Origin of the sequence: Pseudomonas sp. FSL R10-1350, assembly GCF_009600525.1 — a bacterium.
In the GTDB taxonomy this organism is placed as follows: Bacteria; Pseudomonadota; Gammaproteobacteria; order Pseudomonadales; family Pseudomonadaceae; genus Aquipseudomonas; species Aquipseudomonas helleri.
Window position 1 is genome coordinate 1 of record NZ_WIVR01000051.1, and the last position, 20305, is coordinate 20305.

Genomic DNA, 20305 nt, shown 5'->3' on the forward strand with positions numbered 1-20305 from the left:
CCCGATGCCTGGGCGCAACTCACCAGCCCCGGCGCAGCCAAGTGGTACCGCGCCGCGGGCCCGGCCTTCCAGAGCGTCGAACTCAACGTGGCCGCAGGCGCGACCCTCGAATGGCTGCCACAAGAAACCATCGTATTCAGCGCGGCCCAGGCCGACATCAGCACGCGCATTGAGCTTGAAGGCGATGCCCGGCTGTTTTACTGGGACATGGTGGCGCTGGGCCGCATGGCCAGTGGCGAGCGGTTTGAGCGCGGGCATTTTCAGTCGCACCTGGATATTCGACGCGACGGTCAATTGCTCTGGCATGAGCGCCAGCGCATCGTCGGTGATGACGGGCTGCTGGACTCCCCTATTGGCCTGGACGGCAACCCGGTGTTTGCCACGTTATTGGTGACGGGTGAGATCAGCGCTGAACTGCTGGAAACCTGCCGCAGCCTGCCGAACCCGGTGCGCGGGGATTTGACCCAGTTACCGGGTTTGCTGGTGGCCCGCTGCCTGGCCACCGAAGCCTTGCAGGCGCGGGGCTGGCTAATTGAATTATGGCGCTTGCTGCGCCCGGCACTGCTGGGCCGCGAGGCGCTTGCACCACGAATTTGGAGCACTTGATGCACTCTCTGTAGGAGCGAGCTTGCCTCGCGATCTTTTGAGCGTTTAAAAGATCGCGAGGCAAGCTCGCTCCTACAGTCCCTATTTTTCTGATTTAAACACGGACTCCACCATGGACCTGACCCCACGCGAAAAAGACAAGATGCTGATCTTCACCGCCGGCCTGTTGGCTGAGCGTCGACTGGCCCGGGGGGTGAAACTCAATTACCCGGAAACCATCGCCTATATCTCTGCCGCCCTGCTCGAAGGCGCCCGCGATGGCCGTACCGTGGCCGAACTGATGCACTACGGCACCACCCTGCTGTCGCGTGAGCAGGTGATGGAAGGCATCCCGGAAATGATCCCCGACATTCAGGTTGAAGCCACCTTCCCTGACGGCACCAAGCTGGTCACCGTCCACCAACCCATCGCCTGAGGCTGCGCCATGTCTTACGTTATTCGTGATGCCGTCGCGGGCGACTTGCCTGCCATTCTCGACATTTACAACGATGCCGTGCTCAACACCCTGGCGATCTGGAACGAGCAAACCGTCGACCTCGACAACCGCCAGCAGTGGTTCGACGCACGCCAGGCCCAGGGGTATCCGATTCTGGTGATCGTCGACGATGCCGATGTTGCCTTGGGCTATGCCTCGTTTGGTGACTGGCGGCCCTTTGAAGGCTTTCGCCACACCGTCGAGCATTCGGTGTACGTGCACCCCGACCAGCGCGGCAAAAAACTGGGGCCCAAGCTGCTCGCCGCACTGATTGAACGCGCCAGGGGCTGCGGCAAACACGTGATGGTGGCGGCCATTGAAGGCGGCAATGCGGCCTCGATTCATGTGCATAAACAACTGGGTTTCGTCACCAGCGGGCGCATGCCGCAAGTCGGGATCAAATTCGGCAACTGGCTCGACCTGACCTTTATGCAACTGATGCTCAACCCCGGCGCACTACCACCACAGGAGCGTGGGCAATGACCACTGAACAACCGACTCAAGTCACCGCGTCCACGTTCGCGCAGTACCGCGAAGGCTTGATCGAGCTGCTGGTCGACGCCGTAAAGCACGGGGCCTCGGTCGGCTTTATGGGCGACTTTGACCTGGCCCAGGCCAATCGCTACTTCGACGATGTGCACACGCAACTGGCACAGGGCAACCTGCTGCTATGGGTGCTGGTCGAGGATCAGCGCGTGCTGGCCAGCGTTCAATTGGCGCTGTGCCAACGGGCCAACGGCCTCAACCGCGCCGAAGTGCAAAAGCTGCTGGTGCTCAACGAAGCCCGCCGCCGTGGTCTGGGCCAAGTGCTGATCCATGCGCTGGAGCAAGGCGCACGCGAGCAAAAACGCGGCCTGCTGCACCTGGATACCGAGGCCGGTTCACCCGCCGAAAACTTCTACAGCGCGCTGGGCTACACCCGTGTCGGCGAACTGCCCAACTATTGCCAAAACCCTAACGGCACCTACGCGCCGACAGCCATCTACTACAAAACCTTGAGTGAACCGCAATGATTCCAGGCGAATACCGGATTGAAGCGGGCGAGATCGAACTCAACGTCGGTCGCCGCACCCACACCCTCAGCGTGTCCAACCGTGGCGACCGGCCGATTCAGGTGGGCTCGCACTATCACTTTTTCGAGACCAACGACGCGCTGATGTTTGATCGCGGCGACAGCCGTGGCATGCGCCTCAACATTCCGGCGGGCACAGCGGTGCGCTTTGAGCCCGGGCAAACCCGCGAAGTGGAACTGGTGGAACTGGCCGGGCTGCGTCGCGTGTTCGGCTTTGCCGGGCGTGTGATGGGAAATCTGGATTAACCGCTCTTCCCCTCCGTAGGAGCGAGTTTGCCTCGCGATCTTTTGATCTTCCAAAAGATCGCGAGGCAAGCTCGCTCCTATAGGTTCGGTCTAACTGTCTTAGGAACGTGCAATGAAAATATCCCGCCAGGCTTATGCCGACATGTTCGGTCCTACTGTGGGTGACAAGGTTCGCTTGGCCGACACCGAGTTGTGGATCGAGGTCGAGCAGGATTTCACCACCTACGGTGAAGAAGTAAAGTTCGGCGGCGGCAAGGTGATTCGCGACGGCATGGGCCAGAGCCAGTTGCTCGCCGCCGAGGTAGTCGACACGCTGATCACCAACGCGCTGATCATCGACCACTGGGGCATCGTCAAAGCCGATGTGGGCCTAAAAGACGGCCGCATCCACAGCATCGGCAAAGCCGGTAACCCGGACATCCAGCCCAACGTGACCATCGCCATCGGCGCCAGCACCGAGGTCATTGCCGGTGAGGGCATGATCCTAACCGCAGGCGGCATCGACACGCACATTCATTTCATCTGCCCCCAGCAAATCGATGAAGCGCTGAACAGCGGCGTGACCACCATGATCGGCGGCGGCACCGGTCCCGCTACCGGCTCCAACGCCACCACCTGCACCTCCGGCCCTTGGCACATGGCGCGCATGCTGCAAGCCGCCGATTCGTTCCCGATGAACATGGGTTTTACCGGCAAGGGCAACGCCAGCCTGCCGCAGCCGTTGATCGAGCAGGTCGAAGCCGGCGCCATCGGCCTCAAGCTGCACGAAGACTGGGGCACCACGCCTGCCTCAATCGATAATTGCCTGAGCGTGGCCGACCTGTACGACGTGCAGGTGGCGATTCACAGCGACACGCTGAACGAGTCCGGCTTTGTCGAAACCACCCTGGCCGCGTTCAAGGGCCGCACCATTCACACCTACCACACCGAAGGTGCAGGCGGCGGCCACGCCCCGGACATCATCAAGGCCTGCGGCTTTACCAACGTGCTGCCCAGTTCGACCAACCCGACCCGGCCGTTCACCCGCAACACCATCGACGAACACCTCGACATGCTCATGGTCTGCCATCACCTGGACCCGAGCATTGCCGAAGACGTGGCCTTCGCTGAAAGCCGTATCCGCCGTGAAACCATCGCCGCCGAAGACATCCTCCACGACCTTGGCGCGTTCTCGATGATCAGCTCTGACAGCCAGGCCATGGGCCGGGTGGGCGAGGTGATTACGCGCACCTGGCAAACCGCCGACAAAATGAAGAAACAACGCGGCCCGTTGCCGGAAGACACGCCCGGCAACGACAACTTCCGCGCCAAACGCTACATCGCCAAATACACCATCAACCCGGCGATCACCCACGGCATCAGCCATGAGGTGGGTTCGATTGAAGTGGGCAAATGGGCCGATCTGGTGCTGTGGCGCCCTGCGTTTTTCGGGGTCAAACCGACCTTGATCCTCAAAGGCGGAGCCATTGCCTCAAGCCTGATGGGCGACGCCAATGCCTCGATTCCAACGCCTCAGCCGGTTCACTACCGCCCCATGTTCGCCAGCTACGGCGGCTCGCGACATGCCACCAGCCTGACCTTTATCAGTCAGGCGGCGGCCGACGCCGGGGTCCCGGAAAAGCTCGGGCTGAAAAAGCAGATTGGCGTGGTCAAAGGCTGTCGCGATGTGCAAAAAACCGACCTGATCCACAACGGCTACCTACCACACATCGACGTTGACCCGCAGACCTATCAGGTCAAGGCTGACGGCGTGTTGTTGTGGTGCGAGCCCGCCGACGTGCTACCGATGGCGCAGCGGTACTTTTTGTTCTGACAACCAGCTGCACTGAACAAAGCTGCCCGCGACGGGATCATCGCGGGCAGCTCTCAGTGATGCCGTCGGGGGCTTGATTTTTTGCCGCTCGGGACCAAGCTGGATGAAGGACGTTGTATGAAGGCGTACTATGCGTCACCTTTTTATGACTACCGCTCTTGCAGCAAGGTGTACGGCCATGCGCCTATCCCAGTTCATCGTGGAAAATGTTGATCGTATCGTCGATGAATGGGAGCAGTTCGCCGCCACCATCACCCCGGCCGCCGAAACGATGGACAGCGCAGCCCTGCGCGACCACGCCAAAGCCATTTTGCTGGCGGCCTCACGCGACATGGTCACGGCACAAACCGCCAGCGAACAACAGGCCAAGGCTGAGGGCGAAGGCCCGGAAAAAACCCCAAGCCTGGACCGCGCGTCTGCCAGCCACGGTGAATTGCGCCACGCCGTAGGGTTTGACCTGGTGCAGATGACCTCAGAGTTTCGCCACCTGCGTGCTTGTGTCATTCGTCTGTGGGTAAAAAACGTCGAAAGCCCGGATCAGAACCACCTTCACGACATGATTCGCTTTAACGAGGCGATTGATGAAGCGTTGGCTGAATCCACGGCGGCCTATGCAGAACAAGTCAATCGCTCGCGGGACATCTTCCTGGCCATTTTGGGCCACGATCTGCGCGCCCCCTTGCAGGCTGTTAGCTTTTCCGCCGAAATGCTCCAACGCAAAGCCAAACTGGATGACCAGGCGCTGACTTACGTGGCTGCGATCAAAAATGGCACCCACTACATGGGGGCGATGATCAGTGATTTGTTGCAGTTTGTGCGCAGCCGGCTGGGCAGCGGAATGCCCATTGAAAGGCGCTTGATGAATTTGGCTGACGCTTGCCAGAGAGCCCTTGAAGAAGCCTGCGCAGGGCAGCCCAATTGCACACCGACCCTGCACATAGAGGGCGACGTTGAAGGCTTGTGGGACCCGAGCCGCATCGGGCAGCTGTTACAAAATCTGATTGGTAACGCCCTGCAACATGGTGCCAGGCAGGGCGAAATCAACTTGAGTGTCGTGGGGAGCAGTGACGCCGTCAGGCTGTGCGTACACAACCTGGGCATTCCGATTGCTAAAGATGCACTGGTCTCTTTATTTGACCCGCTGGTGCGCAGCCCAAGCGAAGACGCCACATTGCCCGGCGCGACCACCAGCCTGGGGCTGGGTTTGTTTATCGTCAAAGAAGTGGTCGACGCGCACCACGGCGAAATTACCGTGACCTCGACGCTAGACCAGGGCACGACATTTACCGTGGTGCTGCCGAAGGCCTGAACGCCCCCGGCTGCAAGGCTCAGGTGGCTTTACGGCCTGCGACCTGATCGGTCAGTGACTTCATTAAGGCGTCTTTCTGGTCCAGAAATGACTGGGTCATGGCGTCGTATTCAAGGTCGGTCATGGCGCGACCATAAACAACATCCGCGGGTGCAATGCCCAAATGACGGGCCGCAGCATCGATGGATTTTCGCAACGCACGTTGTGCCAGCGCCGGCAATGGATCAGTGAGCCCCAGGGTCTTTTGATCACTTTGGTATTCAAACAGAGCCAAAGCCTTTTCATCCAGCGCCGCGAATCGAGCGCTGTTGGTACGCTCGATAAACTCGCGCCAGAACGGGATTTTAATTATCTGATTACGCAGCCCCTCCCCCTCTTCCAGCGCCAGCACTTGGCTGTACGCAGCGTCAAGCATGGCGGGGGTCACGTCGGGCTCGGCGAAGAACATTTCCAACTGCCAAGGCAGGTCCAGACGCTTGGCCAGCAAGGTGGTGTAGGCGAGATGGATCTCCACCTCGTCGATCGTTTTCAACCGATTGCCTTGAGCATCAAACTGGGGAATAACAAGGTCCTGCGCATCGTATTTTGGAAATGGGCGACCTTGCGCCACTAACTCACGCACTCGCGCCCGGGCAATCCGGCTCAGTTGATCCAGACGAGCCCGACCACGCGCCAGATTAAACAGTTCGAGCTTGCTCAGGGCCAGATCGATGGGTTCCAGGCGCAATGCCTCATACAGCAACACTTCGACCCCCATGGCGTTAAACACCTGCAGCCCGGCGTCCGTACAGGTAATAGGCGCATTGGCCATGGTGAACAGCTTTTCGCGCACGGCCACGCTTTCATCCATGACTTCGAGCATTTGCCAGACCCGGGTTTGCATGTTGAGCTTAAAGTCATCAGGCCTGTTGCGCAGGTCATCCCCTTGCCGGGCCAGCTCATTGAAAAACGGTTCCGAGCCGTGAGCCTGTTCTAAACGGTCCCAAAGCGCCTGCTTCTCAGCCTTGTCTTTGACACCCGGCCCGCGGGTCCATTGGCGTCGCCCCTGCACGCCTGAAGGTGGGTTGATGCGTTCGGGGTCTATGCCGACAGAGGTTTTGTAGGCGTTGTATTTCTCCAGTACGGCATCTGAAACTCGATGGCGGCTCAACCGGGTTCTGGCCAATGTTCTGGCCTGATCAGAACCCGGCTCAACATCGGGAATATCAGTCAGCTCGTTGGCGGTAAGGTTCAAGCTGAATGTCTCGGGCCGTGGCTGATCAAACAACCCGGTCGGCCAGTTGCGCTGCTCGCATTGAGAAAGCTCGAGAACCTCCAGGGCAGGCATGCGGCTGATGTCCGGAGCTAACCCTAACGGATTAAGCGAAAGCCCCAAACGTTCCAGCAGGGTCAATTCCTTCAAGGCGGCGATGCCGCTCTCTGTCAGGTGTACAGTGCCTTCAGTCAGGACCAGAAACGCCAGGTTACGCATGGAGCCCAACGCCTCAGGTAGACGCGTCAGTCGATTTTTATCAGCTTGCAACGAGCGTATGCGCTCAAAATTTGACAGAAAACCATCGATCGAATCGGTCACACCGGTCCCATTGAGATTGATATCCCGGACATGATCAAAGTTGGCCTCCAGCGGTGGCAGCGTGCCGAGTACCTCACCCAGCCCTGGCACGTCTTCAAAATTGATGCTGAACCCCAACTCGCGGCCCGCTTCACGTACCGCCAGATGAGTGGCCTTCTGCCAAACAGCAGTGAGTGTCTTGTGGATGTGCTGACGGAGACGAATTACCTGACCCTGTTCCCGTGTCAACCGTGGCGGTAGTGGCTGATCGTTGATCGGCGAACGGATCCATTGATTCAGGCTGGCATCCATCTGCTGGAACTCCTGCTCAAGCAGGCTGAGTTTCTCTTCGGTGGCCTCCCCGTGCACACGCTGGAACTCCAGGAAGTCGGTGTAAATGTCAGGGCTGGCCGGGTCCCAGCGGTGCTGCACGGTCTTCTCCGGGTACAGCGCCCTGAAGCGCTCTTTAAGCGCCTGAAGCTTGAGGTGGGCCGCTGCCTCGCCAACACCCCGACCACTCAACGGGTAGCCTGAACGCTTGGGCGACAGTCGAACTGGTGACTTGAAAAACGGTAATTCGTCGGGCGGTATTTTCAGCAATTGACGTAAGCGTGAACGTGCAATGGCATGCTCGCGTATCAATACTTTTAGCGCTTCGCCCTGACCGGTATGCGGCAAACCAATTGAGGTGCGGTGCGCATCCGGCAACGCGTACTGCAAGCTGGCAATAAAATCATCCTGCCCGTGCAAAGACTGCCCCTGTGAGTCGAATGTCTCGTAACGGCCATCGGCATCCCTGACCAACACTTTTCGCTGGCTGGCGTTTTCGGCGCCGTACTGGCTTCGCAACGTGCCGTCGCGGTTGCCATCACGCACCTCAAGGCGCAAGTCATCTTTCCAGCCGGGCAGTGCCTCCAAAGAGTTCATCACCAAAATTTCAGTATCGGCGCTGACCATCTCATCCAGGTAAAGCCCCAGATACGCCTGCTCAATGCGCATCGCGCGCTGAACATGCAAGGCATTGAGTCCGAGCTTCATCGGGATTTTGCCTTGCTGTAACACCGCTTTTTCAGCCGGTGACGCGTCAGCCAGCAAGCCGCGAATGCGCGTCGTGGTCAACCGCGGGTAAGCCCGCTGAATCAACCCCAGCGCTGCGGCATCGGGGTCATTCACAGGGATAACATCATTGAAGATGCTCTCAAACAAACGCCCGGCGTTATCTGAGGCGTGCGTGGCCAGTTTTTCCCTGAGCATCTGAACACGCTCCTGCTCCTCAAAAGGCACCGATTCGCCCAGCAACTGCTCAAGTTCGGAGCGCGAGAAGCGGTCGACCACGCGTTCGGGCAACTTTCCGCTCATCAGCTCAACGTCGCTGATTTTTATGACGTCTGCTCCGGTGGCCTGAGCATTACCAAACCGTTTGGCGGTCGTAAGCGGGCTCGCGGCCTCATACACTTCAAACGCGACGTTCTGTGGCCAGCGTGGTAATTCAAGGGTAAAGGTCACGGCAAAGGTGCACGTCTCACGCGGTATTCGCCCGGCCAGAATGTTCGGGCCGACACCACGAGCCTTCGAGTTGGCGGCATAACGTTTAAGCGTGTCTTTGAGCGCGGCGGGAATGGGCTCGTTTTCGACGTACATACGCCGCAGATCATCAAAGGACACATCGCTAATGCGCAGCGCCTGCCTGAATTCAGCGTCGCTGAACCCCTCTGTCACAGTGCCCAGGCGCTGCCTGAGGGTCTCGTCACTCCAGGTCAGGGGCTGCTCGGTTTCATGTACCCAGACACCCTCGCCGTTGTGCCGGAACACCGGTTGATACGCGTCGCTGCGCGTGGGGTGCTGAGTCCGGTACTCACCGGTGACGGGGTCCGTGTTGAGTTCATAGTGTTTGCCTTCGTGGGGCAGGACCTCTTGCTCCCCGACCACGTGCAGACCTGCTTCATTGGCCCGCGAACTCGACGGGACACCTTGTGAGCGCTCATAGGGTGCAAGCTCGGGTTTCCACAGGCGCGTCTTGCCGTTGAGCAACGTGATGGTTTTGAGTTTCTGAATGACCGGGCTCACCGTGAAATGGGCAACCACAGCTCCCGCAGCAGCAATAGCGAGATTTTCAATGACATCTGAGAAGTGCGCCCAGGCGGACCGTACATCCCCCGCAGACCAATCAACGATGCCCTCTATGGTTTCGTGCAACAGTTGAACGGCCATGGCCGACAGCATGACCAGCCCCAGCTCCGGCACGACGAATGACACCGTATTGAGCACCAGCGTAAACAAGTTGAAGTAGTGCGACGTGCGCCGAATCAGGTAGGCGGTATCCGCATCTTCAGTAGAAATAGCCAGGCATCGCCCATCCGCGAGGCTTTTCTTGATCATGACCTCCAATAAGTGTTGCCACAGATCCGGCTGGTACCACTCATCGCGAGGGTTCAGCGGTACCACGCCGACGTAAACCGGGGGCACAGCCAACAGTACCCGTGCCGTGTAGTCAGGCAGATCCACTGGCGACTTGTCCCTGATACTCGACCCCGTCCCCGCGCCGCCTGGCGGCATGTGCGACGTGTATGTATGCAGGTCCACTGGCGAGTTGGCCCAATTGGGCCAGCGACCGTCCTCCGTCACCCTGCCGCCAGGCAGCGCCAAGGGCTGCACGGGTGCGTGGGTCAACGGCCCGGTCAGGCGGTTGTAATACTCCGGATGCTTGTTCTGGTCGATGAACTGGCTCAGAAACCGCTGATAAGCCGTGAGTTCAGAGCTTCTGGGTACTGTCAGGCGTTCGGGCGTCAGTTTTTTCGTCAAATCGGCCTGAAAGGCATCATGTGAGGAGTAGTACTTGAGGGGATGATACGGGTCACCAGGGATCCAGACGATGATCCACGACGCGGGAAAGAATTTGATCCGCGGCTCAAACACCACACAGCCCCTGAGGGTCATATCCCACAAACGGACAGATCGGTACCAGACCTGCTTCCCTTCGATCCTCGCCGGCTGAGGTCCCGATATGACCACCAACAGCATCTTGAAATGCTCAACGGTGATATCGCCCTTGAGCATGGCCACATAGGCATCGGCCATCAGCGCCGATTTATGGTGATCCATAAAGTGCGATTGCAGCAGGGACTGATAAATCTCGCTTTTGGAATCGAGAAAAGTCTTCAAGTAGGTCTGGTACAACGTGCCCAAATCCAGGGGTCGGCACAGTTGAACAAACGCCTGAATCGAGAGGAGCGTGACATACGGTTTGAAATGCCCTTGCTCATCGGGTCGCGAGATGAAGCCGGAGTCATCGGTGAAATGCCCGTCGCCGGTTTCGACCTCTTCGAAGTTGTGCAGCGCGGCCTGCAGCAATGACATCGTGCGAACGCCAAAGGCCTCGGAAACGCCGAAATCGTCATTCTCAACAGTGCTGTAAAGCCGTAGATACACCTCGTTAACGTCCATCGTATGACCGATGTCTTTCAACGCGGCCTCAAGCAGCGGCCTGGCAAAATCTGTGAGGGGCAGGATCTTGCCCATGGTTTTGTCGAGCTTGCCCTGCGCCTTGATCCGGGCCACGACCAATTTTTGCAGCTCGACTCGCTGTTCGGCAGTCACCGTCGAGTACCACTGCACCGCTTCGGGATTGGCACCTTTGAGCGCCTTGCGTCGAGCGGGTGAGAGGGTAATCAGGTGGTCTGGGATAGATTTTTTGATGAACTCATCGTGCTTGCCTTTGACAGCGACAGGCGGATTACCAGAAGGCTGGGGTATTGGAGAATCGGGCATCGGGATTACCTGGATGAATGGAATGAGTCATCAGGTTATCCAGTGGCAGCGGCGTTCAAGGGCTATCTATATATGGACTGGCGAGTAAAAAACCAAAAGCGCGGCTCCGTGCGCGCCTTGGGTTCCAGACACGTGTTACGCGTTAAAACGGGTGGTCTGCCATTTCCTGGCGGGTCAGTTCTTTGAGCAACTCGCTTTGTGCCGCGTTATGGGCTGACCTGATCACTTCCTGGCTGCTTTGGAAGAGCTCATCGGAGAGTGCACGCTCGCCAAATTCCAATTGATCGCACTGGCTGATGTACGTATTGCGCACTTGGGTAAACCGGTCGCGGTATTTGCTTTTCAAGAACGTCACCCAAAAGTCCCGACTGGCGATGAAGTCCAGTAATTGGCTACCCGAGGCTTCGTCGCGCAACACTGCCCGGCGTATGCTCTCCAGCCCCGATGCCGGGACAGAAGGCAAGCTCTCAAACGCCTCGGCACTGGGTTGCGCCGGTAATTGCAGGAGCTTGGCCAGCGCGATGCGCAATACCAGACGCAGGTCTTGCAATTGCACGACATCTTGGGCCCCTATGCCGTCCAAAAAGCGGTAAGCCAGCCGTTCATTTTGCAAATGCTGGGCCCAGCCTTCCACCTGATCCAGGCGGAACACACTGCGAGCCAAGCGCAACAGCGCATGCTCATTGCCCGACTGATCGGCCGCAGCCTTCGCCTGCGCAACCGACGTCAATAGCTCAAAGTCACTGAAGGTCAACGCACTCGACTCCGCACTGGTTGACCCTATGCGGATACGCGCGATCAGCGTCTCTCGCAACTCGTTGCTCTCCCCCAGTGCTTGCAAGACAGCACAGGCGCGTTTGGCAAATGCCGCGCGCGTACGCTCATTGACGTATTCGGAACTGTCGCGCAGCCCGCCCAAAAACCCGCGCAAGTCTTCAGCGAACGGGTCCTGCTCAAGGTTCTTCCAGATCGCTGTACGCCTGGCAGCGCTCTCATCAACACCGCTTAATAACCAGGCATGCTGGGGTTGATCGGTCACGCTGTGGGGGACGCGCGCCGAGGTGTCGCCCATGCTGATACCGGTGCGTCTGACATACAGATCCAGTCGCTCTTGCGATGCGGGGACCAGCGGGTTGCCATGCAGGTAGGTCACCTCGCCCAGGTGTGACGGGCTGCTGAGCGCCGCATCGGGGATCACGCCGATAGCGTTATCGCGCAAATCCAGGCTCCTGAGGGTGAGCACTGTCTCAACCCCCACCGGCCACTCTGTCGCGTGTGTACGGCGTAGGTTGAGGTATCGCAACTGCTCAAGGCCGCTGACATCCAACGGCAAGCCCAATGGGTTGTCGGACAGGTCCAGCTCCTTGATGTTCACCCGCTCAGCCAATGTCTTGACCCCCTCGGCGGTCAACTCGATGGCGTTATGGCTCAGGTCGAGCTTTTGCAGGCGTTTCATTTCAGTGAGCGCCAACGGCACGCTTTTAAGCTGGTTGTGTTGCATCGACAGCCAGCGCACCTGAGGGAAACTCTGCAAAAATTGCTCAGGCACGCTGGTCAAGGCCATGTCATCCATGACCAGCACCGAGATATGGCTGAAGTCACCGACAAGCTTGGGCAAGTCACCGGCAGGCATACCGCTCAGGTCAAGCATGTAGCCGCGCATGTCAGGTAAATCTGCAGGCGACAGTCGCCCGGCCTCAAGGTAGCCCGGCATGCCGCCCGAACCTTCCTGCACGTAGCTTTCCCGGCGCCAGGCACGTCGAATTGCATGGCTGACGGCGCGCTTGATGGTGCCCGGCAAGACATCCCGGCGCGCGGCAACAGAATGCTCGGGCAGCGGCACGCTGCACCATGTGCGCAAAACATCATCCAGGGCTTCGCGCTCCAGTTGAAGCCGCGCCAGTTCGGCCTCTGGCCACACCTTGCGGGTTTCCAGGGCGCTGACCAGTTCCAGACATTGCTCACGGGTGTAGGTCGGATAAAGGTCTTGTACGCGACGAACCAGTAGCCCCGTGCGCGCTGTGCCGCGCTCCCCGCTCAACGGATAACCCAGCCGCCCATTGGCAAGGCGCATGGGTGACTTGAACCAGGATTTGATCGGCTGTAAGCCCAGCGCAGTGCGCGTTTGCTCAGGGTGGTTGTGTACATACTGCGCGAAATCATTGCGCAAGCCCCGGTCCTCCTTCATCAAACCCAAGGCATGCTGTGCCTGCAACGCAGTCAACGTCGGGTCGGTTCGCCGCCGATACAGTACGGGGTCTTTGTCCAGATAGTGTCTGCCCCGCTCCGTCTGCGCAAAAAACGCCGTGATCAGCTTAAGACTGAGTGTCGGGTCTGCTACGTCCAGAAAACAGCCTTCCAGCGCCCGGGCGGTTTTCACCTCATGGGCATACAAACGCAGCTCTTCGGCCAGGCGCAGGGGCACTTTTCGCAGAGCCTCAAAGCTCTTGATTTCGCTAACGCTCGCCCGCTCAATCACTTCACTGACCACACGGGTGGGCAAGCTCGGGTATTGCTGGTGAATAGTGGCCATCAAGCCATCAGAAAAATGTTCGCTGCGCGCATAACGCAGGTTGAACAAGGCTTGTTTCTGCGTTTTCGCGAAGGATGCGACGCGCTCGGTCAACGCAGTGGTGCGCTGTTCGGGCGTGACCGCTGCGGCCCCGAGCAACGCCGTGGCATCGGCCTGGGGGATCAGGGAGGCGATGGTTTTGAACAGGCCGTCACGCGCAAGGTCTGCGCTGACGATGCGCAAGTCCTGGGCACTACGCCCGTTCAGCGATACATAGGACAGCACCTTGCCCTCGGCGTCCAGCAGTTGAACGCCGCGCCCTGCTGGCCAGCCGGGCAGTTTAAGCATCAGGTGCAGAATGTCCGGGCTGTCTTCCCAGCGCACTGTTTGCGGGGCTTGCAGCCGGGCGATCAATTGCTCGGCTTCCTCTGCCATTTTGAAGCGCTTGAGGGTATCGAGTACCAGACCTGGCGGGCGTTCGCGCTGGACGTGGCTCCAGCGAAGCGCACGCTCATGGGGACTAACAATGCGGCTGATCTGCTCGATTTTTGCTTCGCTTAGCGGGTATTTGTAAGGCCATGCCCTGCGCAACGCCTGCGCAGTGTTCCACTCGGCCGGTCGCTCCAGCGCCAACTGCCAGGCTCCGTGTTCGTTATGTTCGAGGGTCGGGGTGTAAGTGTCGGCGCGAAAGGGGTGCTGCACCTGCCAGCGCTGCTTGCCAACGTCGAAACGAACTTCATGCGCATGCCCCTGAATGTGGACGTACTGACGCTCATCAACGCGGTAAATGCCTTGGGCATCAGGCTCCAGATGCGGGTCGATCACGACCTTGCTGCGGTAGGGCGTCAGGTCGACCTTGAACAGCTTTTTATCTCCGTTCGCCTCGATAACGGGCGCCATCTTGTTCAACAGCGCGGGATGGTTCAGTGGCGGCTTGAGCGAAGCCCATGCCGAACTGGCTCGTGCCCCAACGCCCATCACCAACAGGTTTTGCGCCACAGAACCAAAGTGCGCAATTGCCTCGTTGATCTCACCATGGCTCCAGTCCTCCACCCCGGTATAGAGCTCGGACAGTAATTGCACCGCCGTGGCCAGCATCAGCATTTCTCCCAGCCCCGGCACAAAAAAGGCCGCCAGGTTGAACACGGGTTGACCGCTTTCAAACAAGGAGGCGACGCGCTGGGCAAAGGACTCTGCAGCTTCATGGTCGGTGGGCACAACCAGAGCGCGGGCGTTGTTCAGGGTCAAGGTTGAATACTGGCGGTACAAGGCAAACCAGGGCGGCTCACCGGTATCGCGCAGGGCAATGTTCAATTGCGGCGCACTGTGCCATTCGTTAAACGGCACGCCGGATGTCGTGAGCCCTTTGAAACGCAACGCACGCTGCAACTGCGTCATCAATGCCGACTGATAACGCAACTCCACCGTCTTTTTTAGCGCCATGCGCGGGCCTGTTTCACGCAGGCGAAGGGCCAACTGCTTATTGAAGTGCTCCAGTGAAGGGTATTCAAACAGTGGCCGCTCTTTGTCGTGGGGCATGTACACCATGCAGGGCAGCGCGGTTTCGCCCGCCCTGGCCTTGCCGATAAACAGCAAGGCACCGTACAACGGGCACGGGCCGTAGCTGCCACTGTCGAGTTTGATCGACAACAGGCTGAGGCTGCACACCCGCACCTCCCTCGCGCCCCAACGCAATTGGGCCTCGCCCCCCAGCCACTGCTGCAACAAGGTGTGACCCGCCCGACTAATAGCGTTGCCCAGGAACGCCTTGTAGCTCAGCCATGCGAGGCGGCTTTTTTCATGAGCAATAAACTCGGTGGCAATACTGCCGGGGAGCAAATCAGCCCCCGTGGTTTCCACAGCAGGGAACACGGTTTTCAGATAACGCTGGTACTGCTCGCCCAGGTTCAGGGACCGGCACAGGTTGGCAAATTGCAACGGGTCCAATGGCGAGCGCGCCTGGCTGTCGCTGCGTTCCAGAATAAACGCCTCACCGCCCAGCTCAGCACTCAGTTCGGCGCTCGACACGTTCTGCAACGCCGCTTCAAGCAACGTCATGTGAGTTGTGTTAACGATCGGAATCAATGACCTGGGCAACAAGAACTGCACAGGGTCTTTAATCGCATCGCCCAAGGGGTTAAGCGACAGGCGCTTGATGCGCACCAAAACGTTGCGATCGACATCAAACCCGGTAAGCCGCAAAGCTGTGAGTGCCTTGATCAGCAGAGGCCGGGCAAACGCCACAGGGGACGTGATGGCCTTGATCCGCGTGGCCAGCGCTGCTTCATCACGGTGATGATTGAGCAGGGCTTGAATGACCTTGGGCTTGAGTTCGCTGTCGGCTGACACCAACCAGCCCGGCATACGCTCTTTGGCCAGCGCCGAAAACTCATCAACAGCCGTCAGGGCCTGATCGTGGTCGGGCAGCGTGCCGCCAGCAGGCGGCGTGGAGGGAACTATCATCGTGATGACCTGAAAGAGGGGGACAGGTCATCACGTTATCGAGCCACACACAGGTGCACGCGGTACTTATCTATTCACGGCGATCAATCCACCGCAAAACGCGCCAGTCGATGCTTGAGCCGCTGGTTCTCGACGCGCAACTGCTGCACTTCATCAATGAGTTCCAGCGCCAGTGCCACCCCTTCCCACTCAATCTCCAGGTCCTGGTGCAGCTTGGCCGCACGCCTTGCAATAGACAGCTCATAGTCGGCAAAACGCCACACGTCCGGCGTGCGGCCCTGAGGTTCGATAATTCCGTGTTCGACAATCTCTATCACGTAAGTGGCCGGGATATTGGCCTCTTCGCAGAACCTTTCCATGTCCAGCTGAACGATCAGGGTGCTGCTCATGATCAATTACTCCATTGGGCTCTCGGGTCGAATGCTGCTTTGTCGGCGAGTTCTTGCCACAGGGCTTTGGCCGCCTCATCACTTTCTTTAGGCATGACCACTTTCAATTGGGCGTACAAATCGCCGCGCTGGCCTTTTTTGTCTGCCAGGCCGTGGCCCTTGATGCGCAAACGTTGACCGCACTGGCTGTCCGGACGAACGGTCAGGTTCAGCTTGCTGGTCAAGGTCGGCACTTGCACCTTGGTGCCCAACGCGGCTTCCCACGGTGCCACCGGCACGGTGATGACCAGGTCGTGGCCTTCCACGTCGAACTTGGGGTGCGGCGCAAAACGAATGATCAGGTATAGATCACCATTGGCCCCGCCGCCCACACCCGGGCCGCCCTGGCCTTTAAGGCGAATGCGCTCGCCGTCGGTCACACCGGCCGGGATTTTAACGTTGAGGGTCTTGCTCACGCCGCCGATCTGGAAGCTGATGGGCTTCGATTCGCCGGACAGGGTTTCTTCAAGGAAAATCGGCAATTCCATTTCAACATCCTGCCCACGACGGCCCGCACTGCGGCCAGATTGCCCACCAAAGCCGCCGCCGCGCGATCCGAAGATCGAGCTGAAGAAGTCTGAAAAATCGCCTTGATCCTCGAAGCCACCGCCCGCGTGGCCTTGCCAGCCCGGTGGCCCCTGGAAGGGCTGACCATGCTGGCCGTACTTACGCATTTCATCGTATTCGGCGCGTTTATCGGCGCTTTTCAGCGCTTCATACGCCTCATTGACGTCCTTGAATTTCTCCTCGGCGTCTTTTTCCTTGCTCACATCCGGGTGATATTTGCGCGCCAGCTTGCGATAGGCGGTCTTGATCGCCTTGTCGTCAGCCGTGGGCTCGACACCCAGGATCTTGTAATAGTCTTTGAAGTCCATGTAAGGCTCACCATCCGTTATCAAAATCGCGCCGCACAATGCCCCAGAATGCTCTGGTCGACCGGCCTGTCTATTGACCGGTCTCAATCTTGTGACTGGACAGCGCAGCAAAAGTTTATCGGCAGCCCAATGGCTACCACGCCAATGTCTGAGAGTTTGGGGGTGAAGGATAGTCTTTCAAGTGGATTAAAACCTGCGAATTAACGATTCGTCGCCCTTCGATTCTTTGAGCGACTGGCATACACTGCGCGGCCGTTTTTTAACCGGAACTTGAAAGACATGAAAAGCGCCTCTCCAGCCCGTGCCTGCGGCATCGACTTCGGCACCTCCAACTCCACTGTCGGCTGGCTGCGCCCCGGCGTGGAAACCCTCATTGCGCTGGAGGACGACAAGATCACCCTGCCCTCAGTGGTGTTCTTCAATATTGAAGAACGCCGCCCGGTGTATGGCCGTCTGGCGCTGCATGAGTATCTGGAAGGCTACGAAGGCCGCCTGATGCGCTCGCTCAAGAGCCTGCTGGGTTCCAAGCTGATCAAGCACGACACCAGCGTGTTGGGCACGGCCATGCCGTTCAAGGACCTGCTGGGGCTGTTTATCGGCCAGCTTAAAAAGCGCGCCGAAACTGCCGCCGGTCGGGAGTTTGAAGAGGTGGTGCTGGGTCGCCCGGTGTACTTCGTCGATGAAGACCCGCTGGCCGACCAGGAAGCCGAAAACACCCTGGCCGACGTCGCCCGCGCCATCGGTTTCAAAGAAGTCTCGTTCCAGTACGAACCGATTGCGGCCGCTTTCGACTACGAGTCGACCATCGAGCGCGAAGAGCTGGTGCTCATCGTCGACATCGGCGGTGGTACTTCAGACTTCTCGCTGGTGCGTTTGTCGCCCGAGCGTCGCGGCCTGGACAACCGCCACGACGACATTCTGGCCACCGGCGGTGTACACGTGGGCGGTACCGACTTTGATAAACAGCTGAGCCTGCAAGGCGTGATGCCGTTGTTCGGCTACGGCAGCCGCATGAAAAGCGGCGCCTACATGCCCACCAGCCACCACATGAACCTGGCGACCTGGCACACCATCAACTCGGTGTACTCGCAAAAATCCCAGTTGGCGTTGGGCAGCATGCGTTACGACATCGAAGACACCGGCGGCATCGACCGCCTGTTCAAGTTGATCGAACAGCGCGCGGGCCACTGGTTGGCGATGGAAATCGAAGAAACCAAAATCGAACTGACCCACAGCGACAGCCGCCATGTGCCGCTGGACCGCGTCGAAGCCGGTCTGAGCGTAGACCTGAGCCGGGCGCTGTTCGAAGCCGCCATCGACAACCAGCTCGAACGCATCCGCAACAGCGTGACGCAATTGCTGAGCAATGCCGGTGTGGGTGTTGAGCAAGTCAACACCGTGTTCTTCACCGGCGGTTCGAGCGGCATTCCGGCCTTGCGCCAGAGCGTCTCGGCCATGCTGCCCAATGCACGCCATGTAGAAGGCAACATCTTCGGCAGCATCGGCAGCGGTTTGGCGATTGAGGCTAAAAAGCGGTATGGCTGATGGTGCCTTCAACCTGTAGGAGCGAGCTTGCCTCGCGATCTGTTCAAAGATCAAAAGATCGCGAGACAAGCTCGCTCCTACACAGATTCAGACCAGCTCCATCTGCTTGAGCTCGCTCTTCAAATACGCGTAGTAGATCGGCCCGGCCACCACGCCGGGCAGGCCGAAGGCGGCTTCAAACACCAGCATCGCCAGCAACAGCTCCCACGATTTGGCACTGATCTGCCCGCCGACGATTTTGGCGTTCAAAAAGTATTCCAGCTTGTGGATAACAATCAGGTACGCCAACGCGCCCACCGCCACCCAGATCGACAGCGACAAGCCGACGATGGTGATCAGGGTGTTGGAGATCAGGTTGCCGATCACAGGCAACAAACCCAGCAAAAAGGTCAGCACGATCAGGGTTTTGGTCAGCGGCAGGTGGACGCCAAACATCGGCAATACCAGCGCCAGAAAAATCCCGGTAAACACCGTGTTGAGCAGGGCGATTTTGATCTGTGCAAAAACGATATTGCGAAACGCTTGCACCAGCAGGTGCAAACGGTCGAACAGTGCGGCTGCCAGCGGCTTGCGGCGGCTGACATCGGGGATGCGCTGCAAGGCCATGATCGCCCCCAGCACCATACCGATCAGCAAGGTCACAAACATGTGCGCCGCGTCTTTGCCCACCAGTTGCAGTTCGCTCAGGTGTTTGTTCATCCAGTCGCCAATGGCGACCCGAAATTCTGCCGCGCTGGCAGGCAGATAACCGTCCAGAAACGGCGGCAATTGCCCGCGTGCCCGGTCGACCACCACCATGAATTTGTTCAGCGAGGCGCCGGGGTTTTCGGCTTCATGGAGCAAAAAGCTGATGGCACCGGCAAAGATCAACGCCAAAAAGCTGACCACCAGCGTGCCCAGCAAGGCCACGGCCAGCCAGCGCGCACGGCGCCCGGCGATCAGGCGTTGCAGTTGCGGGGTGAGCATGTTGACCAACTCGAACACCAGCAAACCCGCGAGCAGGCTGGGCAACAGGCGCAACGGAAAGACCAGTAACAGACTGCCAGCGATGATGATGTAACTGGCGAACAAAATGTGACGCTGAGAAAACGATGGCATACAGCCTCAAAACAAGCAGCGCAAAAAGGATGGGCAGTCTGCCAGCCTTCAGCGGGGATCACTACAAAATGTGACTGACGGAAACTTGCTGTTGTTCCCTGTGGGAGCGGGCTTGCTCGCGATACAAACGCTACGTTCTTTCAGTAACACTGCGCCGTCCCAATCGCGAGCAAGCCCGCTCCCACAAGATGCCAATTATTTTTTCTTCAGACAGTCACTCATAAAGGCTTTGCGCGCATCGCCCTTGAGGGCTTGGGTGGTGGCGGTGGCGTTGCAGTTTTTCATGCGCTCTTGCGGGGTAGTGGCCGCCGGAGTGGCCTTGAGGCAGTTGCTCATAAACGCTTTGCGCTCATCGCCCTTGAGGGCTTTGGCGCTGGCGTCAGCGTTGCAGGTGGTCATTTTGTTTTGTTGAGCGGTGTCAGCAAAACTGTGCGAACACAGCAGTAAACCCATCAGCAGCAGAGGAACACGCAGCATCTTCATGGAGTTTTCTCCTTATGGCCGCACCGGGTGGCAGCGACGTTCATCACAGTGTAGACAAAC

Annotated in this window: 14 protein-coding genes; 8 read left to right on the forward strand and 6 right to left on the reverse strand. The window is 58.8% G+C overall.

Features of this window, described 5'->3' with window-relative positions; genetic code table 11:
- The 7 genes from GHO25_RS19225 to GHO25_RS19255 all read left to right on the forward strand — a co-directional run.
- A partial coding sequence (locus GHO25_RS19225; protein WP_153357501.1) for an urease accessory protein UreD occupies positions 1-606 on the forward strand: 606 nt, incomplete at its 5' end.
- Positions 607-718: 112 nt separating this feature from the next.
- Positions 719-1021: an urease subunit gamma gene (gene ureA / locus GHO25_RS19230; RefSeq protein ID WP_048366542.1), complete on the forward strand. Its 303-nt coding sequence runs from the start codon at positions 719-721 to the stop codon at positions 1019-1021.
- Positions 1022-1030: 9 nt separating this feature from the next.
- Positions 1031-1564 (forward strand): GNAT family N-acetyltransferase, encoded by a 534-nt coding sequence (locus tag GHO25_RS19235; RefSeq protein WP_153391795.1) that lies wholly within the window; start codon positions 1031-1033, stop codon positions 1562-1564.
- A complete protein-coding gene (locus tag GHO25_RS19240) occupies positions 1561-2094 on the forward strand; it encodes an N-acetyltransferase (RefSeq protein ID WP_048366544.1) in 534 nt (177 codons plus the stop codon). The genes GHO25_RS19235 and GHO25_RS19240 overlap by 4 nt, the downstream gene beginning before the upstream one ends.
- Positions 2091-2399, forward strand: coding sequence for an urease subunit beta (locus GHO25_RS19245; RefSeq protein ID WP_048366545.1), 309 nt, complete (start codon positions 2091-2093; stop codon positions 2397-2399). The genes GHO25_RS19240 and GHO25_RS19245 overlap by 4 nt, the downstream gene beginning before the upstream one ends.
- A 112-nt stretch (positions 2400-2511) precedes the next feature.
- The gene (ureC, locus tag GHO25_RS19250) at positions 2512-4212 is read left to right on the forward strand and encodes an urease subunit alpha (protein WP_153331963.1); all 1701 of its coding nucleotides are present in this window, start codon (positions 2512-2514) and stop codon (positions 4210-4212) included.
- 178 nt (positions 4213-4390) lie between these two features.
- Entirely contained in the window at positions 4391-5521 is a 1131-nt protein-coding gene (locus GHO25_RS19255; protein ID WP_048366547.1) for a sensor histidine kinase, read from the forward strand.
- Positions 5522-5540: 19 nt separating this feature from the next.
- On the opposite strand, the gene GHO25_RS19260 is transcribed toward GHO25_RS19255, so the two are convergent.
- The 4 genes from GHO25_RS19260 to cbpA form a co-directional block, all read right to left on the reverse strand.
- A complete protein-coding gene (locus GHO25_RS19260; RefSeq protein ID WP_153391797.1) occupies positions 5541-10841 on the reverse strand; it encodes a dermonecrotic toxin domain-containing protein in 5301 nt (1766 codons plus the stop codon).
- 142 nt (positions 10842-10983) lie between these two features.
- Positions 10984-15816 (reverse strand): NEL-type E3 ubiquitin ligase domain-containing protein, encoded by a 4833-nt coding sequence (locus tag GHO25_RS19265; RefSeq protein ID WP_153391799.1) that lies wholly within the window; start codon positions 15814-15816, stop codon positions 10984-10986.
- A gap of 83 nt (positions 15817-15899) precedes the next feature.
- Complete coding sequence (locus tag GHO25_RS19270) at positions 15900-16205, reverse strand: chaperone modulator CbpM (protein WP_048366550.1); 306 nt, start codon at positions 16203-16205, stop codon at positions 15900-15902.
- A 2-nt stretch (positions 16206-16207) separates the two neighbouring features.
- Positions 16208-17119 (reverse strand): curved DNA-binding protein, encoded by a 912-nt coding sequence (cbpA, locus tag GHO25_RS19275; protein ID WP_123751182.1) that lies wholly within the window; start codon positions 17117-17119, stop codon positions 16208-16210.
- 279 nt (positions 17120-17398) lie between these two features.
- Between cbpA and GHO25_RS19280 the strand changes: the two genes are divergently transcribed.
- Entirely contained in the window at positions 17399-18664 is a 1266-nt protein-coding gene (locus GHO25_RS19280) for an Hsp70 family protein (protein WP_153374311.1), read from the forward strand.
- Positions 18665-18751: 87 nt separating this feature from the next.
- Here the strand turns inward: GHO25_RS19280 and GHO25_RS19285 are convergent, their stop codons facing one another.
- Both GHO25_RS19285 and GHO25_RS19290 read right to left on the reverse strand, forming a co-directional pair.
- Positions 18752-19762, reverse strand: a complete 1011-nt coding sequence (locus tag GHO25_RS19285) for an AI-2E family transporter (protein ID WP_048366553.1) — start codon at positions 19760-19762, stop codon at positions 18752-18754.
- 195 nt (positions 19763-19957) lie between these two features.
- Positions 19958-20245 carry a PsiF family protein gene (locus tag GHO25_RS19290; RefSeq protein WP_048366554.1) on the reverse strand — a complete coding sequence of 96 codons (288 nt, stop codon included), beginning with the start codon at positions 20243-20245 and terminating at the stop codon, positions 19958-19960.
- Between the last annotated feature and the right edge of the window lie 60 nt (positions 20246-20305).

Excerpts from the sequence above, each read along its gene's own strand:
- GHO25_RS19280 (WP_153374311.1), top strand. The coding sequence starts at position 17,399 with ATGAAAAGCGCCTCTCCAGCCCGTGCCTGCGGCATCGACTTCGGCACC.
- GHO25_RS19285 (WP_048366553.1), bottom strand. The coding sequence starts at position 19,762 with ATGCCATCGTTTTCTCAGCGTCACATTTTGTTCGCCAGTTACATCATC.
- cbpA (WP_123751182.1), bottom strand. The coding sequence starts at position 17,119 with ATGGACTTCAAAGACTATTACAAGATCCTGGGTGTCGAGCCCACGGCT.
- GHO25_RS19245 (WP_048366545.1), top strand. The coding sequence starts at position 2,091 with ATGATTCCAGGCGAATACCGGATTGAAGCGGGCGAGATCGAACTCAAC.
- GHO25_RS19255 (WP_048366547.1), top strand. The coding sequence starts at position 4,391 with ATGCGCCTATCCCAGTTCATCGTGGAAAATGTTGATCGTATCGTCGAT.
- GHO25_RS19290 (WP_048366554.1), bottom strand. The coding sequence starts at position 20,245 with ATGAAGATGCTGCGTGTTCCTCTGCTGCTGATGGGTTTACTGCTGTGT.
- GHO25_RS19240 (WP_048366544.1), top strand. The coding sequence starts at position 1,561 with ATGACCACTGAACAACCGACTCAAGTCACCGCGTCCACGTTCGCGCAG.
- GHO25_RS19270 (WP_048366550.1), bottom strand. The coding sequence starts at position 16,205 with ATGAGCAGCACCCTGATCGTTCAGCTGGACATGGAAAGGTTCTGCGAA.
- GHO25_RS19235 (WP_153391795.1), top strand. The coding sequence starts at position 1,031 with ATGTCTTACGTTATTCGTGATGCCGTCGCGGGCGACTTGCCTGCCATT.
- ureA (WP_048366542.1), top strand. The coding sequence starts at position 719 with ATGGACCTGACCCCACGCGAAAAAGACAAGATGCTGATCTTCACCGCC.
- GHO25_RS19265 (WP_153391799.1), bottom strand. The coding sequence starts at position 15,816 with ATGATAGTTCCCTCCACGCCGCCTGCTGGCGGCACGCTGCCCGACCAC.
- GHO25_RS19260 (WP_153391797.1), bottom strand. The coding sequence starts at position 10,841 with ATGCCCGATTCTCCAATACCCCAGCCTTCTGGTAATCCGCCTGTCGCT.
- ureC (WP_153331963.1), top strand. The coding sequence starts at position 2,512 with ATGAAAATATCCCGCCAGGCTTATGCCGACATGTTCGGTCCTACTGTG.